This is a genomic window from Tichowtungia aerotolerans (assembly GCF_009905215.1).
Taxonomy (GTDB): Bacteria; Verrucomicrobiota; Kiritimatiellia; order Kiritimatiellales; family Tichowtungiaceae; genus Tichowtungia; species Tichowtungia aerotolerans.
The window spans coordinates 2,177,963-2,195,419 of sequence record NZ_CP047593.1 but is presented as its reverse complement, the minus strand read 5'-3'; the positions used below and the strand labels follow the sequence as shown (position 1 = coordinate 2,195,419).

The 17,457-nt window shown below is 53.6% G+C and carries 20 protein-coding genes; 8 read left to right on the top strand and 12 right to left on the bottom strand.

Translation table 11 applies throughout. The features are described from left to right. Nucleotides 1-16 precede the first annotated feature (16 nt). Nucleotides 17-409, top strand: coding sequence for a response regulator (locus tag GT409_RS09075; RefSeq protein ID WP_160628784.1), 393 nt, complete (start codon nt 17-19; stop codon nt 407-409). On the opposite strand, the gene GT409_RS09070 is transcribed toward GT409_RS09075, so the two are convergent. Beyond that, nucleotides 406-1,347: a hypothetical protein gene (locus GT409_RS09070; RefSeq protein ID WP_160628783.1), complete on the bottom strand. Its 942-nt coding sequence runs from the start codon at nt 1,345-1,347 to the stop codon at nt 406-408. The two genes, GT409_RS09075 and GT409_RS09070, sit on opposite strands and share 4 nt — an antisense overlap. Before the next feature lie 173 nt (nt 1,348-1,520). Here GT409_RS09070 and GT409_RS09065 point away from each other — a divergent pair, with 173 nt between their 5' ends. Then, nucleotides 1,521-3,182, top strand: coding sequence for a hypothetical protein (locus tag GT409_RS09065; RefSeq protein ID WP_160628782.1), 1,662 nt, complete (start codon nt 1,521-1,523; stop codon nt 3,180-3,182). A gap of 2 nt (nt 3,183-3,184) precedes the next feature. Here the strand turns inward: GT409_RS09065 and GT409_RS09060 are convergent, their stop codons facing one another. From GT409_RS09060 to GT409_RS09045, 4 genes are read right to left on the bottom strand one after another with little or no spacing between them, the layout of a single operon-like run. Beyond that, nucleotides 3,185-3,748: a hypothetical protein gene (locus GT409_RS09060; protein ID WP_160628781.1), complete on the bottom strand. Its 564-nt coding sequence runs from the start codon at nt 3,746-3,748 to the stop codon at nt 3,185-3,187. Then, nucleotides 3,745-4,662, bottom strand: a complete 918-nt coding sequence (locus tag GT409_RS09055) for a dihydroorotate dehydrogenase (RefSeq protein WP_160628780.1) — start codon at nt 4,660-4,662, stop codon at nt 3,745-3,747. Before GT409_RS09055 ends, GT409_RS09060 begins: the two co-directional genes overlap by 4 nt. Further along, nucleotides 4,655-5,443: a dihydroorotate dehydrogenase electron transfer subunit gene (locus GT409_RS09050; protein WP_160628779.1), complete on the bottom strand. Its 789-nt coding sequence runs from the start codon at nt 5,441-5,443 to the stop codon at nt 4,655-4,657. Before GT409_RS09050 ends, GT409_RS09055 begins: the two co-directional genes overlap by 8 nt. Nucleotides 5,444-5,503: 60 nt before the next feature. Further along, complete coding sequence (locus tag GT409_RS09045) at nt 5,504-6,508, bottom strand: ankyrin repeat domain-containing protein (RefSeq protein ID WP_160628778.1); 1,005 nt, start codon at nt 6,506-6,508, stop codon at nt 5,504-5,506. A 544-nt stretch (nt 6,509-7,052) separates the two neighbouring features. Here GT409_RS09045 and GT409_RS09040 point away from each other — a divergent pair. The 6 genes from GT409_RS09040 (at nt 7,053) to GT409_RS09015 (ending at nt 12,459) form a co-directional block, all read left to right on the top strand. Then, on the top strand, nt 7,053-8,069 hold the full coding sequence (locus GT409_RS09040; RefSeq protein WP_160628777.1) for a hypothetical protein: 1,017 nt from the start codon (nt 7,053-7,055) through the stop codon (nt 8,067-8,069). Further along, complete coding sequence (locus GT409_RS09035) at nt 8,062-8,745, top strand: class I SAM-dependent methyltransferase (protein ID WP_160628776.1); 684 nt, start codon at nt 8,062-8,064, stop codon at nt 8,743-8,745. The genes GT409_RS09040 and GT409_RS09035 overlap by 8 nt, the downstream gene beginning before the upstream one ends. Continuing rightward, nucleotides 8,742-9,365 (top strand): hypothetical protein, encoded by a 624-nt coding sequence (locus GT409_RS09030; RefSeq protein ID WP_160628775.1) that lies wholly within the window; start codon nt 8,742-8,744, stop codon nt 9,363-9,365. The genes GT409_RS09035 and GT409_RS09030 overlap by 4 nt, the downstream gene beginning before the upstream one ends. A gap of 3 nt (nt 9,366-9,368) precedes the next feature. Further along, nucleotides 9,369-10,211: an SDR family oxidoreductase gene (locus GT409_RS09025; protein WP_160628774.1), complete on the top strand. Its 843-nt coding sequence runs from the start codon at nt 9,369-9,371 to the stop codon at nt 10,209-10,211. Between the two features lie 192 nt (nt 10,212-10,403). Continuing rightward, the gene (locus GT409_RS09020; protein ID WP_160628773.1) at nt 10,404-11,072 is read left to right on the top strand and encodes a response regulator; all 669 of its coding nucleotides are present in this window, start codon (nt 10,404-10,406) and stop codon (nt 11,070-11,072) included. After that, the gene (locus tag GT409_RS09015) at nt 11,059-12,459 is read left to right on the top strand and encodes a sensor histidine kinase (protein ID WP_160628772.1); all 1,401 of its coding nucleotides are present in this window, start codon (nt 11,059-11,061) and stop codon (nt 12,457-12,459) included. The genes GT409_RS09020 and GT409_RS09015 overlap by 14 nt, the downstream gene beginning before the upstream one ends. Before the next feature lie 199 nt (nt 12,460-12,658). On the opposite strand, the gene fabD is transcribed toward GT409_RS09015, so the two are convergent. The 7 genes from fabD to rsmD form a co-directional block, all read right to left on the bottom strand. After that, the gene (gene fabD / locus GT409_RS09010; protein WP_160628771.1) at nt 12,659-13,561 is read right to left on the bottom strand and encodes an ACP S-malonyltransferase; all 903 of its coding nucleotides are present in this window, start codon (nt 13,559-13,561) and stop codon (nt 12,659-12,661) included. 121 nt (nt 13,562-13,682) lie between these two features. Beyond that, nucleotides 13,683-14,702 (bottom strand): beta-ketoacyl-ACP synthase III, encoded by a 1,020-nt coding sequence (locus tag GT409_RS09005; RefSeq protein WP_233231508.1) that lies wholly within the window; start codon nt 14,700-14,702, stop codon nt 13,683-13,685. Next, nucleotides 14,680-15,705: a phosphate acyltransferase PlsX gene (gene plsX, locus GT409_RS09000; RefSeq protein ID WP_160628770.1), complete on the bottom strand. Its 1,026-nt coding sequence runs from the start codon at nt 15,703-15,705 to the stop codon at nt 14,680-14,682. Before plsX ends, GT409_RS09005 begins: the two co-directional genes overlap by 23 nt. Before the next feature lie 4 nt (nt 15,706-15,709). Then, nucleotides 15,710-15,895, bottom strand: coding sequence for a 50S ribosomal protein L32 (gene rpmF / locus GT409_RS08995; RefSeq protein ID WP_160628769.1), 186 nt, complete (start codon nt 15,893-15,895; stop codon nt 15,710-15,712). A gap of 64 nt (nt 15,896-15,959) precedes the next feature. Beyond that, entirely contained in the window at nt 15,960-16,421 is a 462-nt protein-coding gene (locus GT409_RS08990; protein WP_160628768.1) for a YceD family protein, read from the bottom strand. Then, entirely contained in the window at nt 16,418-16,897 is a 480-nt protein-coding gene (gene coaD, locus GT409_RS08985) for a pantetheine-phosphate adenylyltransferase (protein ID WP_160628767.1), read from the bottom strand. Before coaD ends, GT409_RS08990 begins: the two co-directional genes overlap by 4 nt. Then, a complete protein-coding gene (rsmD, locus tag GT409_RS08980) occupies nt 16,898-17,434 on the bottom strand; it encodes a 16S rRNA (guanine(966)-N(2))-methyltransferase RsmD (RefSeq protein WP_160628766.1) in 537 nt (178 codons plus the stop codon). It abuts the gene before it with no gap. Nucleotides 17,435-17,457: the final 23 nt, after the last annotated feature.

Genomic DNA, 17,457 nt, shown 5'->3' with positions numbered 1-17,457 from the left:
CACCGGAGATGTCCCCATGGGATACATTTTAATAATCGATGATGATCACGCTGTTCAGAGTGTTTTCACACAATTTCTAAAAAGCCTGGGCTATCGAACAGAATCAGCAGACAACGGAAAAGATGGGCTCGATCAGATGCTCGCAGAAACTCCGGACCTAATCATCACCGATATCATGATGCCGGAAATGGATGGCCTCGAACTTGTCACCTACATCCGCAATCACAACTCGGAGCTCCCAATCATCGCCATCTCCGGAGGCATGCAAACCGCATCCATGAACTTCCTTCCGCTCGCCAAAAGATTCGGGGCCTGCAAGGTCTTTGAGAAGCCGGTTTCCCTCATCCAGCTTCGGGAGGCCATCCACGAGCTCCTCAACCACACAGACGAAAAAGCCGATAACAGCTAAAGCTCCGGATTTTCAAAATACACAACTCCGGCCCTTGGACAGATTGTAACACGATAGTTCTGCAAAAAATGTGCACCAATACGGATCCCTCCCGGCGAGGAGGCGACGGAGGGGCTGGAGATCACCACCCCTTCAGCAAGCTTGATTCGATCAATAGATGCTCCGGATTCTGCGGCCACCTCAAAATCACCCGCCGGATCAATCAGAATCAGTTCAGCGCTCCCGTTCACAAGCCCTCTTACGACACAGGCTCCCCGATGATCAACCAACGGGATCTGGGCGGACAGCGACAGAGGATTCGGCTCATATGGATCGGTGGTCTTCAGCAAAACCTGTCCGATAGAGTAAAGAAACTGGATCTGTTCAAACTTTTCCAGGACATCCCATCCCAGAACAGCACAAGGATCAGGATCCACCGCTCCGCGCGCCGACTCACCCAAAGATCGGTTGGCCATTCGAACCATTACGAGCTGATTTTCAACATACACCTGCCCCAGACGAATCGATGGAATCAAAGAAACGCAGCAGGGAACCTCATCCCCTGGCCAGCGAACAAGCTGGGCACCTCCCTCTCCAACCGGACAGGCCTTTGCTTTTACTGCAGTATCAAACTCAAACAGGCTGGCGGATACCGTGCAATCCAGAAGCACCGGCCATTTCTTCCCCAATGTCCCGTTCATATTCACAACCGGCCGCCAGGGTTTCTTCGACAACATCGGCAGTATTTCCGCCTTAGAAGGATGCAAACGACCTCCTCCCCGAATCTGAAGCCCACCTGGCGTTTGATAGATTCCCAGGCCGAAAAGTCGCGGATCACGGACCTTTCCCATATAAGCCTGCTGCTGCTCCCAGGAAACCGGCTGGGTCTCAGTCGTCTTGCAGCCCGCGGAAATCAGCAGGAGCGACAGTAAAAGAAAATCGATTATTTTTTTCATCATATTCTCCGAAAAGCATCAAAATATATAAAACCAATCCCTCTTTAAATATCATGACAGCCCCCGGGAACAGCAAGCGGATACTGCCGCAGATCCGGACGCCATAACATTATTATTCTTTAATAGAGTAGATTGTTTTGTCGTTTACATTATAGTTATACCTCTTGGAGGTTGAAATGAGCAAAGCGATATCAGGAATCAGCAGTCCTGAAATGATGAATGCCCTTGGGATTCTTGGAAAAATGCTGAACATTGCATCCATTTACGGAATGAATCACCCTTCGGTTTCCGGTCCAATGAAAGAAGCGCATCAGGTATTAAGCGATGCACTGCGAATTGAAAAAAAAGTCGCGCTCGGCCTCTTCAACAAGACTCTCACCATCAATGATAAAATGATTTCGGACTACACAGTCCACCTGCGCGCACTGGAACGAAAATTCATAACCCTGAACATTCCTCACCTCGTCTTCCGCAATGGAATCACCCTGGACGAACTCACCCAGCTCGTCAACGCACTCTGTACCGCCGGCAATCAGTCCGGCCCCAGCATTAAGGAACAGCTGGACGAAGCCGGGATGGACCATATCAAAGCCGATTCCGTCGAATACGTTGCTCAGCACGAGGGGGAGCATTTAGTCGGAGATGACGAAGGCGGCCGGAACGGCGTTGAAGGCGATGGAGACGGACTGGACGAAGAAGCAGCAGAAGAAAAAAACGAAGAGGAGGAAGAGACTCCTCCCCCCATCCAAATCGAACAAATTGTCGCCTTCCTCAAAGGCGACCCGTCCTCTGCATCGGAACCGCCAACCGACGAACTTCAGGAAATGCTCTCCGATCCCGAAAAACTCGGGCAGCTCATCATGGAATCGGTCTCGGTCCGCCAGTCCATGCAATCGCTGGAGAACGGCGAATCATTGGCAGACATTGTTATCGGCTGCCTGCGCCGCACCTATGAAGGACTCGCTCAGCAGAAAAAATTCAAATCCGCACGAGGAAAAGCCAGCCTGCACAAAGCCATGCTTCTGCTCGAAAAAACTGTGGTCGATAAAATCCGCAATGCAGTCGGCGAAGAACAGCCCGAGGTGGACGAACAGATTCTCGAAGCCCTTCGTGAAGCAGAAGAGCAGCGGCAAGTGGAAATTCTCGCCGCCCGCTTCGCAGAACAGCACAAGAAAATGACCAAAACCGAGCTGGATGTTTTAAACTACATTCGCAAGCACGGCGAAGAAAAAGCACGCGCCCTGCTCGATTCCGAAGACATTCCGGAACAGGAATGGAACCGCCTCATGATTCAGTCCCGCAACTCGCGCACGGGAGCCGGCGAAGGAACCGGTGCGGGCAGTGAAAGCGGGGAAGTCGGCGGCAGCGGCGACAACATCGACATGGGAGCCCTGGCGATTGTTCTGGATAAGCTCGATACGATTATGCATCTCGATAACACGCCGCCAGAGATCATTAAAAGCACCGTCGATGACGTACGCGAAAATGTTGAGGCCGCCACAGCCAAAGTCGAAAAACAGGTGGAATCCCTCGAAAGCCAGGTGCTGCAGCACGAAGAAGACCTCATCCTGCCGCCGGAAAACCGCAGAAGCAATAAAAGCCGCGCCGACCTTCTTCTGCAGATCTCGCAGCTCGCCCTCAAACTCTCCCAGCCACTGACCGTCATCACCGCCTCCATCGAAGCAGCTCTGCTGCAAACCACTCAACCCGCTCTCCAGCACGAATTGCTGGAACTGGCCAATGAAAGCGGTCAGCGAATGAAAGAACTGATGGATCGACTGACCCGACTCGTCGGATATCCATCGATGAAAGAGGCGGACATCGGAATCCCTGGATAACTCTATCGACGGTTTCGTTTCTCGAGAGAAACCGACCGTCCGTCGGCCACATCCAGCAACCGATAAATATCGCGGCTGTCAGCAGAAACCGAACAAACCAACAGGCGTTCCGTCACCGCAAGCCGGACCTTCGCCCAGGAAGGCAGGCCTGGGTGTTCGAACCGCCAAACCCGCCACACGGCATAAGGCCGCGCCGCGCTGACTCCGTCCGGCGGAAACAACATCAGCCGCCAGCGAAGCGCCAACGCCTGCGAGCCGCTCAGTTCGCTCACTCCGACCCAGCAGTCGCGCTGCCCCGGTCCGGCAAAAGCCACCGTGGCCACGGCCAGCGGCCGCGTTTCCAATGTTCGGAAACTTTTATTCCAAACCTCGGAAAATTCATCGCCGCTTTTTCCGAGGATTGGAAAAAACGACAAAAACCAGTCGGGCGACTCGTTGTTGTAAACCACATGTGCGTACGCAGGAACTGCTTCCAGGCGGCTCTCCGCCGGACTGTATAAAATACAGAAGATCGTCACCGCGATCGTCAGCACGCCCAGGCCGGCCGTCAGCACCCGGCGTTTCATGCCTGAACCGTTCCACGCAGCTCAGCAATCGAAGCGATATTGCGCTGAGCCATCCAGCTTTCAATGCCCTCGGTCACGCGCACGGCAGTAGACGGATCGCTGAAGTTGGCGGTTCCGACCGCGACAGCCGTTGCTCCGGCAATGATGAATTCGATGGCGTCCTCGGGGCTGCTGATGCCTCCCATTCCAATGATAGGAATATCGACGACCTGAGCGGCTTCCCATACCAGTTTCACCGCAATCGGTTTGATCGCCGGCCCGGAAAGACCGCCGGTCCGGTTGGAAAGCTGCGGCATGCGGGTTTCAATGTCGATGGCCATGGCAGGATAGGAATTCATGATCGCCAGCCCGTCGGCTCCGCACTCTTCGGCCGCCACCGCAAATGCTTTGATGTCCGCCACGTTGGGGGCCAGCTTGATGATGATCGGCTTGGTCGTTTTGGCGCGAACTTTTTTCACAACCGAACAGAACAGATCCACATTGGTTCCGTAGAGCGCACCGCCCTCTTTAACGTTCGGACAGGAAACGTTCACCTCCAGTGCGCCGACGCGTTCCTGCGCGCCAATCTGCTCCGCCACATCACCGTATTCTTCGAGCGTTCGGCCCCAAATATTGACGATCAGAGGCACATCATATTTTTCGAAAAACGGAATATATTTTTCGACAAACCCTTTCGCTCCAGGTCCGGGAAGACCGATTGCGTTGAGCATTCCGCTGGCGGTTTCAAACGTACGCGGTGTGTTGTTGCCGATATGAGGCTCTGAACAAATCCCTTTGACCGTTACAGCGCCCAGACGATCGAGGTCGACATAGTCGGCGTATTCCGGTCCATACCCGAAGGTACCCGACGCCACCGTCACCGGGTTCTTCATCTCAAGACTGCCGATTTTAATTTTCAAATCAGGTTTACTCATCCCAAAGAATCTCCTTGGCATTAAACACCGGGCCGTCTTTGCAGCAGCGCGCCCATTCCCAGCCGGTTTCGGTTTTCCGCTTAATTACACAGGTCAGACAGGCCCCGACACCACAGGCCATATTGCGATCCATCGACAGCCAGGCGGTAATCTGTTTTTCGAGCGCGCGGTCGCCAATAGCCCGAAGCATTGCGTTGGGACCGCATGCAAAAATTTCCAAGGCCTGGAACTGTTCCTTCTGCTCCTCGAGCCACGGATCGAGCGCTGCGGTCACAAGCCCTTTTGTGCCCATCGATCCGTCATCAGTGGCGACGCGCACATCCCATCCCAGCGCCTTGAATTCATCGACACAAAGAATGTCTTCCGCCGTCCGTCCGCCGAAAAAGGCAACTCCTTGGGCCGGCAGGCCGGCGGCCTGCAGATAGAGCGCGGCATTTCCGTACCCTCCGGCAACCAGCACCGGAATTGTTTTGTCTTTCCCAAGGGTTGGAAACCCGTTTCCAAGAGGACCGAGCAGGTCGAGTTCTTCGCCGGGTTGAACCGAGTTGAGCGCCGCAGTGCCCTTTCCGATCGTCGCGTACAGGATGGAAAGGCCCTCGTCATCAGCTTTAAACACGCTGAAGGGTCGACGCAGCACAGCATGCTCCATACGAGGAATCTTCAAATGGATAAACTGTCCGGGCTGAACGTTCGGGCCGATCTTCGGCGCTGCGACGCGCAGCAGCCGGTACTGCCCCTGAAAGAGATCGTGCTGAATAACAACTGTTTTTTCCTGAATCATAGACCGCGGATTGTGCGGACTTTCAAAAGGGAGGTCAAACGCATTTCCCACTGTGCCAGATTAAAAGAAAATCTGCTCACCTTTGCCTTTATGCAGAAGCTTCTCGCGATATTCGCGGAGAAAAACGAGAATCTCTACATGATTCCCCGTCATAGCCAGATCTTCCGCTGATTTGTTTCCTTTGTTCTCCGCGTCGATATTTGCACCCAGATCCGCCAACTCCTTCACCAGTTCCACACGACCTTCATCCACAGCGGTCAAGAACGGCGTGCAGCCTTCAAGATCACAGGCCTCCAGATCGGCGCCATGCTCCACAAGGAGACAAACCAGCTCTTTATCCCCCGAACGCACCGCCTGATGCAACGGACTCCAGTGATGCCGATCACACAGATTCACATTCGCTCCATGCTCAATCAGCAGATGGGTGGCTTCTAAATTATCCGCATAAACGGCACAATGCAGAGCACTCATACCAAGAGGAGACAACTCGTTGACATCCGGAACGTCCTTCAGCATTTGCTGAAGAACCGGGATACAGCCGCTGCGAGCCGCACAGAAAAAATACCCGTCCCTCTCCGGAGCTCGAGTCTCATCCGGTATAATTCCCCGCTGGAGAAACAGCGATACAGAAGACCGGTTTCCGTCAACAGCCTTAAAAAATGGAGATTCTCCGAAATCGTTCTGCAAATGAGGATCGGCACCCGCATCCAGTAAGCAGCTGATTACAGAAGAAAAATCGTTCTCGACTGCGTAGCGAAGTGCGGTGTTCCCGTCAACAGACTGAGCGTTCACATCCGCTCCAGCAGCTAACAGTCTTTCAACCGCTTCTAACTGATTCCCCTGAACCGCATGGGCTAACGGGGTCAAACCATCTCGATCCGGTTCTTCCAATAAAACTCCGTGATCGATCATTTTCTGCAATGCATCAAGATCACCTTCACCTGCCAACTCAAAGATTGTTGGTTTCGGTCGCACATCCAGCCAAACCAGTCCTGTCAACGTCAGTACCGACAAAATCAGTACCGGAATCCAGAAAAGTGTTCCTTTCAACTGCGCATTAGTCATCAATATAAATTCTCCCGAAACTGGACTTGGCCAAGGATTCAGGCCAATTTCGGGTGCGAATAATAATTCGTTAAACTCATGTTACAAACATATCTTTTAAGAAATTTTACGTAACAGGAATATTTCACGATATCTTGATCACCTCGTCAAATAACCGGAGACAGCGCCGAACAACGGTATTCAGATTGGTAAAACCTCCGTGTCTGGCAAGGCTTTTTATTTTACCGCCCCAGCAAAACTCCGGCAGCAGCACCTCACGCGCCGCAACCAGCGTGCAACGTTATTGACCTGCTGAGTCTCGACTTCCGCTTCAAAGATACAAACAAAAATGCGGAGGGATTATTTGGGTCCCTCCGATCCTCTCCCGCTTATGGAAGGAAGCCTTGATTGGATACTGAAAACTTATCAGCCGGACGAATCCCCTGAACCTGCTCTGCTCGACTTTTAGATCTTCCTGAAAGTTGAGATTACCAAACGGTAATCTTGCCGTCATTTAACCGTCACATCCAAAATGCGACTATAATCTTCATCAAAAGGAGATCCCATGAATGTTTGGACAGAATTCTGGAATGCCGGACGGGTTTTCAAGGCCGCCTTTGCAGAACAGCAGACCGCCATTCACGCCATTTATGACAATGCCGACCAGATGCTGCAGGTCCCTCCGAATACACCGGATGAATATCTGGTGTCTATGCAACCCGTTCCGAATGAATATTACACGCTTCGGAAAAACATTTTTTCGACCCTGTTCCAGTCGATGTATCACCTGATGGACTGCGATCCGGAACATCGTTTGTTCTATGGAAAGCTGATCCATCTTTTCCGCATCTGGGTGACCAGCGCCGACAACCTTCTCGATGACGAAGACAAGGTGGTGATTCCCATTCAGATGCCCGGATCCTCCCGCGTGATGCGGCAGGTTGTCTCGATTATGGCGACCGACCGGGTTTTCCAGAAACTGCTGTGGGAAGGAATTGCTCAGAACGCTCTCACCCCTCATCAGGCACAGCAGCTTTCCGAACGCTCCCTTCAGATTCTTCTGCCAAGCGCGGCACAGGAAGCCAGCGAAGAAGAAGGTGTTACGGAGCGTCCGGATCCGGAAACGGTTCTATCGGTCATTCACCGCTATAAAACCGGCATTCTTTTTAATGTCGCATTTCTGGCCCCGGAAATTATCGAGCCCCATCTCGACCGGAAACGTGCCGCGGCGCTCAAAACTGCCCTGCTGCAGTTCGGCATTGGATGCCAGGTGCTGGACGATATTCGCGACATGGCCCGGGATTATCTGGAACAGCGCCATAACTATCTGCTTTCCACTCTTTGGAAAAAGCAGCCCAAGTTTTTCCAAACCCTGGAAAACCGCGAGCTCGCCGTAACCGACCGGCTCTATCTCGATGTTCTGCCGACCGCCCTGCCCACCGCGCAGCTCGGCTTCAGCATGATGCGCGACGGTTTGCAAACGCTCGGCGAAATGGGACTGGGCATCAGCCGCAAAACCGCCGGCAGTCTGGCGGAGTCGATGTTTGCCGTTCTGGACCTGAAGGATTTGGAATATGCATAAGAAGCAGCACCCCCGCTCAGCAGTGGCCCGGCAGACCGAAGGCATCACGCTCGATCATGCCGCGCCGGTCTATGACCTGCTCGCACCGATTATGACGCTCGGCCTCGAGCGCCGCTTCCACCGCATGGTCATCCGGCAGCTTGCGCTGCGCGGCGATGAGCAGGTTCTCGATATCGGTTGCGGCACCGGCACGCTGACGCGCGATATTGCGGCAGCACTGAGCGATAAAACCAACTCCTGCTGCACCGGTCTCGACGCCGCCGAAAAAATGATTGCCGCGGCCCGCAAAAAGGCTGCCGGGATTCGCAATATTCAGTTTGATGCCGCGATTGCTGAACGGCTTCCCTATGCAGACCGGACGTTTGATGCGGCGGTCTCCACTTTCTTTTTCCATCACATCCACTTTGAGCTGAAGAAAAAAGTTCTCGCGGAAACCGCGCGGGTTCTGAAACCCGGCGGGCGGATGATGATTGTGGACGTGGATATTCCGACCAGCCTGTTCGGAACACTCTGCGCCCGCTCGGGGCACTGGCTGTTCCAGCAGAATGAAATCGCTGAAAACATTGAAGGCCGGCTGCGGGATGCAATGGACAAGAGCTCTTTCAGCTGGCGGGCGGTTTCACACCACTCCGGGTATATCACGGTATTCGAACTCAACAAGGAGGAATCATTATGAAGCGTTTCATCACGTTTATTCTGTTTTGCGCAGCGCTGAGCAGTCAGGCCGCACAGACGGGCGATCCCATCGGCATCGCCGCCGAAAAATATTTTAGGGAAACCTTTGCGCGGCTCGGCGAGGTGGCCGCTAAGAAACCGACGCCCGACACCTTCCGCAAAGCAATGAAGCCCTGCGCGGAAGCCACAGACGGATTTTTCGGCGGAACCTACATCGACACCGATTACACGATCCGGCAGGTCTACTACAAACGCAACTTCCTCGCCCGCGGGTTCAGCCTGCGCAAAGTCGATCAACTGACTTATTTCTGGGACCTGATGGATAAGAGCCCTGCGCCGCAGCTCAGCGAGCCGGGACACAGCCTGACCCAGCCGATCCATTTGATCGCCCTGCGTTATCCGATCCTGACAAACGGCAAACTCGAAGGGGTGGTTTCGATGATGATCCGTACAAAAGCATTTCTCAAGGCGTCCGGACTCGACCAATGCAGCGCCTGGAAAATTATCTGCCGCGGCGAAGAGGCCGAGGAAGACGGAAATCTGTCCGACCATTACCGTGAAGTCAAACTGACCCTGCCCTCCACCGAATGGGTGATTCAATATGATCCAAAAGAGGAGTAAGCCATGAACGTCCTGATTGCCGGAACCGGAATTCTCGGACAGAACCTGATTCGTCTTTATTTAGACCGAGGCGACCGCGTGCGTGCACTGGCCCGTCTTCAGGAGGAATTTAACGGACTCGACCATCTGCACCTGGAAACCATAACCTGCGATGTTACCCGCCCCGAAACGCTCAACGGAGTCTGTGATGGAATGGATCTTGTCATCTCCTGCATCGGAATCACCCGGATTAAAGCAAAAACATCCCACATGGATGTCGACTTCCACGGGAACGTGAATCTCCTGCGGGAGGCAGAGAAAGCCGGTGTTCAGAAGTTTGGATTCATTTCTCCGGAAGGAGTTGATCGCGGCTGCAAAGAGGTCCCTCTGCTGGAAGCCAAATATCGCTTTGAAGAGACCCTGAGAAAAAGCTCGGCTTCATGGCTGATTTTCCGAGCCGGCGGGTTCTTTTCCGATCTGCTGGAAATGGGCAAAACGGCACAGTATGGCTCTATGTTTGTGATCGGATCAGGGCAGAACTATTTCACGCCGGTCGACGTACGGGATCTGGCGGAAGTCATGGTTTCTGAAATGAACAAACAGTCCAACAACATCATCAGTGTCGGCGGACCGGACGACATGAGCTGGAACAAAATCTGTCAGGCCTGCTTCGAATTCTACGGACGCAAGCCGAGAATTATCAGCATACCAAAATGGTTGTGTGAATGCGTCCTGTCTCTGCTTAAGCCGTTTTCTAAAAGCCAGTACTCCATGGGAAAGCTGATGGTGTTTATGTCGACTGCCGACATCCCCAGCGAAAAACGGGGGCATCGTCATTTTGCGGATTATTTGAAGGAATCCTTTTAACCAGACTCAGCGCCTCAGCGCGTCTCAAGCCGGAGAGCACTCAATAAAAAACAAAGTTTGAACAGTCTCCGTTTTTCCTGATCCTCTTTATGCTGAACTAAAACGCTCTGAATGACTTCGAGAGTCTCGGATAAAATTTAACGGACAAAGGCCACGGCTCTGTTATTATGGTTGCGAAACAAACGCCTGACCATGAAGATATTATTGATAGAAGATGATGCCCGCACTGCGGCATTCATTATCAAAGGCCTGCAGCAGGAAGGGTTCAGCGTCGACCATGCCACCGATGGTGAAGTCGGCCTGCACATGGCCCAGGAAACCGCCGTTGATGCAGCCATCATCGATATCATGCTTCCAAAACTCAACGGACTGTCTCTAATTGGGCAAATCCGCCAAAAAAACATAAACGTCCCGATCATTGCGCTGAGTGCCTTATCTTCGATCGAGGACCGCGTGAAAGGGCTGCATGTCGGCGCCGATGATTACCTGATGAAGCCCTTCGCTTTTTCCGAACTGCTGGCCCGGATTCAGGCACTGCTCCGCCGGTCCACCGCTCAGGCCGAACCGACCACACTGACCGTTGGCGACCTTCAACTGGATATCGTACGCAGAAAAGTTTTCCGGAATGGACGGGAAATTGAACTGCAGCCCCGGGAATTTTCCCTGTTGGAATACCTGATGCGTAATAGTGGCCGGGTCATTTCCAAAACCATGATCATGGAACATGTCTGGGACTACAACTTTGACCCGCAAACCAATGTAGTCGAGGCTCGCATGTGCAGACTGCGGGACAAAGTCGACCGCGATTTCGAGCGCAAACTGATAAAAACGATCCGGGGAATGGGTTATGTGCTCGAATAAAACAATGACCCGTACCGTCGTCATGCGGCAGGCATCGTGGTATGCACTGATCTGCACACTGTTCTGCACGGCGGTCTTCACGCTGGTATCTGTACGCATCCAGGCCAATGCCAATAAGCGAATTGATTACATGCTGTCGGATGAACTCGATGAATTTGCCGGCATTTATGAAAAACAAGGCATGCCGGGACTCATTGAAGAGTTCGACCGCGAAACCGAAGCAACCGGCGCAAAAGATCTGTTCTGTCGATTCCTGTCCCCCGACGGGAAAGTGCTCCTTTCTTCAGACCTTTCCTTCTGGAAAGGCATTGATCAGGAATTGGCCACAGTGCCGCTGCCGGAGCATCACAGAAAAGTGTATTCTACACTCTACCCCAAAAGCAGCCCGTTCAACGCACGGCTGGCAGCAAGTCGTATTGCGGACACAGGCATTCTGCAAATGGGAATCAACCTGCGCAGAGAAAATCAGTCTAACCGACACACGCAGCAGATTCTGATAACCGGATCTCTGTTTATGATTCTGCTGAGCACGATCTCCGGACTGCTGAGTACCCGCCGGGCCATGGCCGGAGTACGCCGTGTAACACAGGCCGTAACCGGCATCCGAAGGGACAGTCTCCATCAGGCAGTGCCTCTCTGCCATGAAGGACGTGAAATTGATGAACTGGCCAATGCTTTCAATCTGATGCTTAACCGAATTGAAGCACTGGTTCGCGAATTAAAGGAAGTTTCCGACAACGTCGCCCATGACCTGCGCAGCCCCATTACCCGCATGCGCGGCGCGGCGGAAACTACGCTCACTGGACCGCAGGACCTTGACGCATATCGGGAAATGGGACTCACCGTTCTCGAGGAAAGCGATCGGCTCTCCGGCATGATTAACACCATGCTGGAAATTGCTCAGTCTGAGTCCGGCGTCCTGAAAATTGAAAAAGCAGAAATCGACCTGACCGACCTGCTGAAAAGCGCCGCAGACCTGTTCCTTCCGGTCGCTGAAGAAAAACAGATTGATCTGACGACCGATCTGCCGAACGAACCAATGATCGTGTCCGGCGACAAAACCCGCCTCCAGCGTGTTATTGCCAACCTGTTCGATAATGCCCTGAAATATACGCCGACCGGGAAATCGATCTGCATCCGTTGTAAACAGACCGATTTAAACCGAGTTCAGGTGGAAATCCAGGATACCGGAATTGGCATCAAACCCGACGAACTGACACGAATTTTTGAGCGCTTTTATCGCGGAGAAAAAAGCCGCTCAACTGAGGGAAACGGTTTGGGACTCAGCTTGGCCCGATCCCTCATTCAGGCCCATGGAGGCCGCATCACCGCCGAAAGCGTTCCGGATAAGGGCAGCACATTCCGAATAACCCTGCCTCTGGCATAAACAAAACAGAGAGGCATGAACCCAGATTATCCTGCCGGCGTCACAGAGCATGTTTCGTATCAGCAAATCGCCGAGACGGACTGCTCAGGCAGCTCTTTCCGAGAAGTAACCGATTTTTCCACTGTCAGCTTCCTTCGAGCGGAAGAAGTCTGGCGACCTAAAGTGTTTCTCTTTCAACTTAGCGCCAAACAGCTGGAAGCTAGCTGTCGAGATCGGCCAGCGTGCCGATGCAGGAAACGGCGACATTGCGGTCGATCCGTTTCATGAGACCGGCGAGGACTTTGCCCGGACCGCACTCAACAGCTTCGGTGACGCCCTGCGCAGAAAGATACTGCATACACTCCACCCAGCGGACAGAGCCGGTAATCTGAGCAACCATATTGGCACGAATCGCTGCGGCACTTTCGTGCGGCGCACCGGTAACATTGGACAGAACCGGCATAACCGGTTCCGAAAATTCAATGTCCGCAAGCATTTCAGCCATCTGATCGGCAGCAGGCTGCATCAACGGAGAATGGAACGCTCCGGCCACCGGCAGCGGCAAAGCACGTTTGGCACCGGCTTCTTTACAGGCTTCAGCGGCTTTCTCTATCGCTTCGGCGGTTCCGGAAAGAACGGTCTGCCCCGGGGAGTTGATGTTGGCCATCGTAACGCCGGCTTCTGCCGCGATCTTTTCGAGAGGTTCGCCATCGAGACCGATCACAGCGAGCATTCCGCCGGGGTTGGCATCGCAGGCGGCCTGAATAAATTCTCCGCGGGCCTTCAGCACGTTCAGCGTATCTTCGAAGGAGATAACACCGGCGGCATAAAGCGCACCCCACTCGCCGAGTGAATGACCGGCGGCAAAGTCAAACTCCGTCGGTTTCTTGATTTTCATGGCTTCAAAAGCGGCGGCGCTGACGGTGAAAATCGCGGGCTGTGTGTTGTGCGATTTTTTCAGTTCGTCTTCGGGGCCATCAAAGCAGATCGCAGCAATGTCGTAGCCGAGTACGTCATTGGCTTTATCAAAAAGGGTTTTGCATTCTGGAATGGCGTCGTACAGATCCCTGCCCATACCGACTGACTGCGATCCCTGTCCGGGAAAAAGAATGGCTCGTTTCATTTCGTATCTCTCCTTATCGCTATATTCCAATCATTGAAAATTTGATGGGTGCAGGCTCTGCCTGCTTCGACGGTTTGGAAAAAAGCTGAGCTTTCGAACGGCTTTTTCCGAACATTGGAAATTACTTGCTCCACTCGACAATGCTTGAGCCCCAGGTGAAGCCGCCGCCGAACGCAACAAGGAGCATGTTGTCGCCTTTCTGAACGATGCCGGACTTGACCGCTTCGTTGATAGCAATCAACAAGGCTGCCGCGGATGTGTTGGCATACTTTTCAACATTCATGAACATGCGGTCCATGACATTGAGCCGCTTGCCGATCGCTTCGATGATGCGGGCATTGGCCTGATGAGCCACAAAGCATTTGATATCGTCCGAGGAAACCCCGTTGAGTTCGAGAACATCCAGCACCGACTGCGTCATCTGTTTGACAGCGTGTTTGTATACCTCTCGGCCCTGCATCTTGAGGTACTGCTCTTTTCGGTCGAGCATTTCGTGCGACATCGGGCTGCGGGAACCACCGCCGGGAGTCCATAAAAGATTGGCCAGCGATCCGTCGGAACCGAAACAGCCTTTCATAATGCCGCGGCCGCTGTCCGAGGCTTTCAGGACGACGGCGCCCGCGCCATCACCGAACAGCACGCAGGTACTGCGATCTTCCCAGTCGATAAAGGTACTCATTTTTTCGGCCCCGATGACCAGAGCGGTATTGACCGCACCGCAGGCAATCTGGTTCTTCGCGGTTTCCAAAGCGTAAAGCGAACCGGAACAGGCCGCGCCGAGATCGTAACAGTAAGCGTTTTTGGCGCCGATTTTTTCCTGAACAAAACAGGCGGTGCTGGGGAAAAACATATCGGGAGAAAGCGTGGCAACAATCAGAAGATCCACTTCCTCTGCCGTCATCCCGGCGTCGGCCAGCGCAGCTTCTGCCGCGGCAGAAGCGAGATCGGACGTCGCTTGGTCTTCCCGGGCAAGACGGCGCTCACGCATACCGGTGCGGGTATAAATCCATTCGTCGGAGGTATCGACAATTTTTGAAAGGTCCTCGTTGGTGACGACCTTTTCCGGGAGATAAACGCCGGTTCCGATAATGGAAACCGTCCGAAGGCTGTTACTGGAATCACTCACTTTGTTCGTTACCATCAAAAATCACATTGATTTCTTCTTCAATCAGATGATTCAGCTTCTGTTCGATGGCCGTGCCTGCCACGCGGATCGCGTTGTACACTGCGTAGGAAGAAGAAGAACCGTGTCCGATGATGCAGACACCTTTCACGCCGAGCAGCGGGGCGCCGCCGTATGCTTCCGGATCCACCTTTTCTTTAATTTCGGAAAAGGCTCCAGACATTTTCAGGATACCCGCGCCGACTTTGCGAACCAGACTGCTGGAAAAGGCTTCCTTGAGCCACTGTCCCATGGCGTGCGAAACACTTTCGCTGGTTTTCAGAACCACATTCCCGACAAAGCCGTCGCATACCGCGACATCCACTTTTCCTTCAAACAGGTCATGGCTTTCGACATTGCCGATAAAATTCAGCGGAGAACTTTCCAGAAGCTGGAACGCCTCTTTGGTAAACTTGCTGCCTTTGGCATCTTCGCCGCCGATACTCAGCAGGCCGACCGTCGGCTTCTGGATATTCAGGATTTTCTTTGCGTAGATATCGCCCATGGCCGCAAACTCAACCAGCATGGCGGCCGTGCAGTCGGTGGTGGCGCCGGCATCGAGCAGAACAAAAGGATGGTCGAGGGAAGGCAGCACGGTCGCGATGGCCGGACGATCAACGACATCCAGAGTACGCAGGCGAAGCGTGGACGCAGCCACTGCAGCGCCGGTGCTTCCCGCGGAAAAGATGGCGTCCGCCTCACCGGTTTTCACCAGATTGACCGCCTGCATGATCGATGAATCTTTTTTGCGGCGGAGCGCCAGCGCCGGCGACTCATCCATGCCAATCACTTCGGATGCATGGAGAATCTCGATACACTCAGGCTTTTTGCCATATTTGCTTAACTCTGCCTGAACAGCGGCTTCGTCGCCAACCAGATAAAGTTTTTCAATCCCGGAAAGACCGCGGGCCGCTTCCACGGCCCCTTTCACGATCTCACGGGGGGCGAAGTCACCACCCATGGCATCAATAGCGATACGCATAATCTTAGTCGTCCGAAACGGTAAGGACCTGGCGACCTTTGTATTTACCCGTGGTCGGGCAGACGCGATGCGGCAGTGACGGAGCGCCGCTTTCACCGTCCAGACCTGCGCGGGCGATGGAACGCTTCATGTTCTGCGCCTTGCGGCTGGCACTCTTGCTTTTCGATTTTTTTCTCTTTGGAACAGCCATTTTTCTTCTCCTGCTCAGACTCAAATAAAGGCGGGATACTACCCGCCCCCGGTCCGGTTTTCCATTACAAATTCAAACTATCCAGCGCATCCCACGCGCCACCGGCTTGCCTGCCCGAACAGCCGCAAGGCCCTTCGTTCAGGTCTTTTCCGCACTGAGGACACAGCCCCCGGCACGACTCGTCACACAAAGGAAAATGCGGCAAATTCAGCAAAATCGCCTCGCGCAAATCCTCGGTAACATCCACCACTTCCAGCCCCTGAAGGTCGGAGTAGTCGCGCAGAAAACCGGAATCGGCCACCGTTGTCGAGAAAATTTGAGTACATCTTGCACAGCACCCTTTCATCTCCGCAGACACTTTTCCACGCACAATCAGCATGCCGTCCACCAGCTGGGCATATAAATCATAATACAGCGGCCCCGCCGGATGGAATTCCGCCGACTGCTCCAAAGCCATCACCTCCGGAGACTCTTCCCCCTCAAATGTCCTGCCCTGTTCGGGCAGATCGTCCAGCCGAATAATCATTGCGTCTTCTCCTTCAAAGCCTGCTCAACGCAGGCGGGAACAAATGCGCTCACATCGCCTCCCAGTGCGGCGACCTGACGGATATTTGTGGAACTGAGATAGCTGTAATCCTGCTTCGGCATCAAAAACAGCGTTTCCAGATCGGGCGCAAGGCGTCGGTTGGTTAACGCCATCTGAAATTCATATTCAAAATCTGAAAACGCTCTCAACCCACGAATAATCACCGAAGCGCCCAGCGAGCGGGCGTATTCCACCAACAGTCCGTCAAACGGCTCTACCTTCACGTTCGGGAGGTTCTTCACCGATTCTTTAACCAGATCCATACGCTCCTGCTGAGAAAACTGCGTGTTTTTTCCGGTTACAGCGGCCACCGCCACCGTCAGATCCTCAAAAATCCTGGCGGCACGCTCAACCACATCGAGATGACCCAGCGTCATCGGATCAAATGTTCCCGCATAAACTGCTTTTTTATTCATTTATTTGCGCTCCAGAAACAGCACCTTGGTCGAGCCGTATTTCTTTTCTCTCAGGGAGGTCCACTCCGGCGGGAGACTATAGGGATCACGACTGCGCATTTCAAACACCAACAGCCCGTCCGGTGCCAGCACATCCCCAACCGCATCGAGCAGACGAGGCAGATCCACATCATCGTACGGAGGATCCGCAAAAATAAGATCATAGGACGCGTACGCCCGCTTCAGGTAGGCGTAGACATCGGCCCGCACCACCTCAAAAGTGCCCAGATCAGGCTGTTCCAAACATTGGAAATTTTTCTGCAGAATGTTCCAGGCATTGGAATTTTTCTCTACAGCGGTCACGCCGGCCGCTCCGCGGCTCCACGCCTCCAGTCCCAATCCACCGGCCCCGGAAAACAGATCCAGCACCCGCGCGCCCGGCACATGCGCGACCAGCGATGAAAAAACCGCTTCGCGCGTCCGCTCCGTCGTTGGACGCACTCCAACCTTCGGCACCTTGAACTGCCGCCCCTTTAAAATTCCACTGGTAATTCTCATATCGGCGCATCCTACCGTTTGCC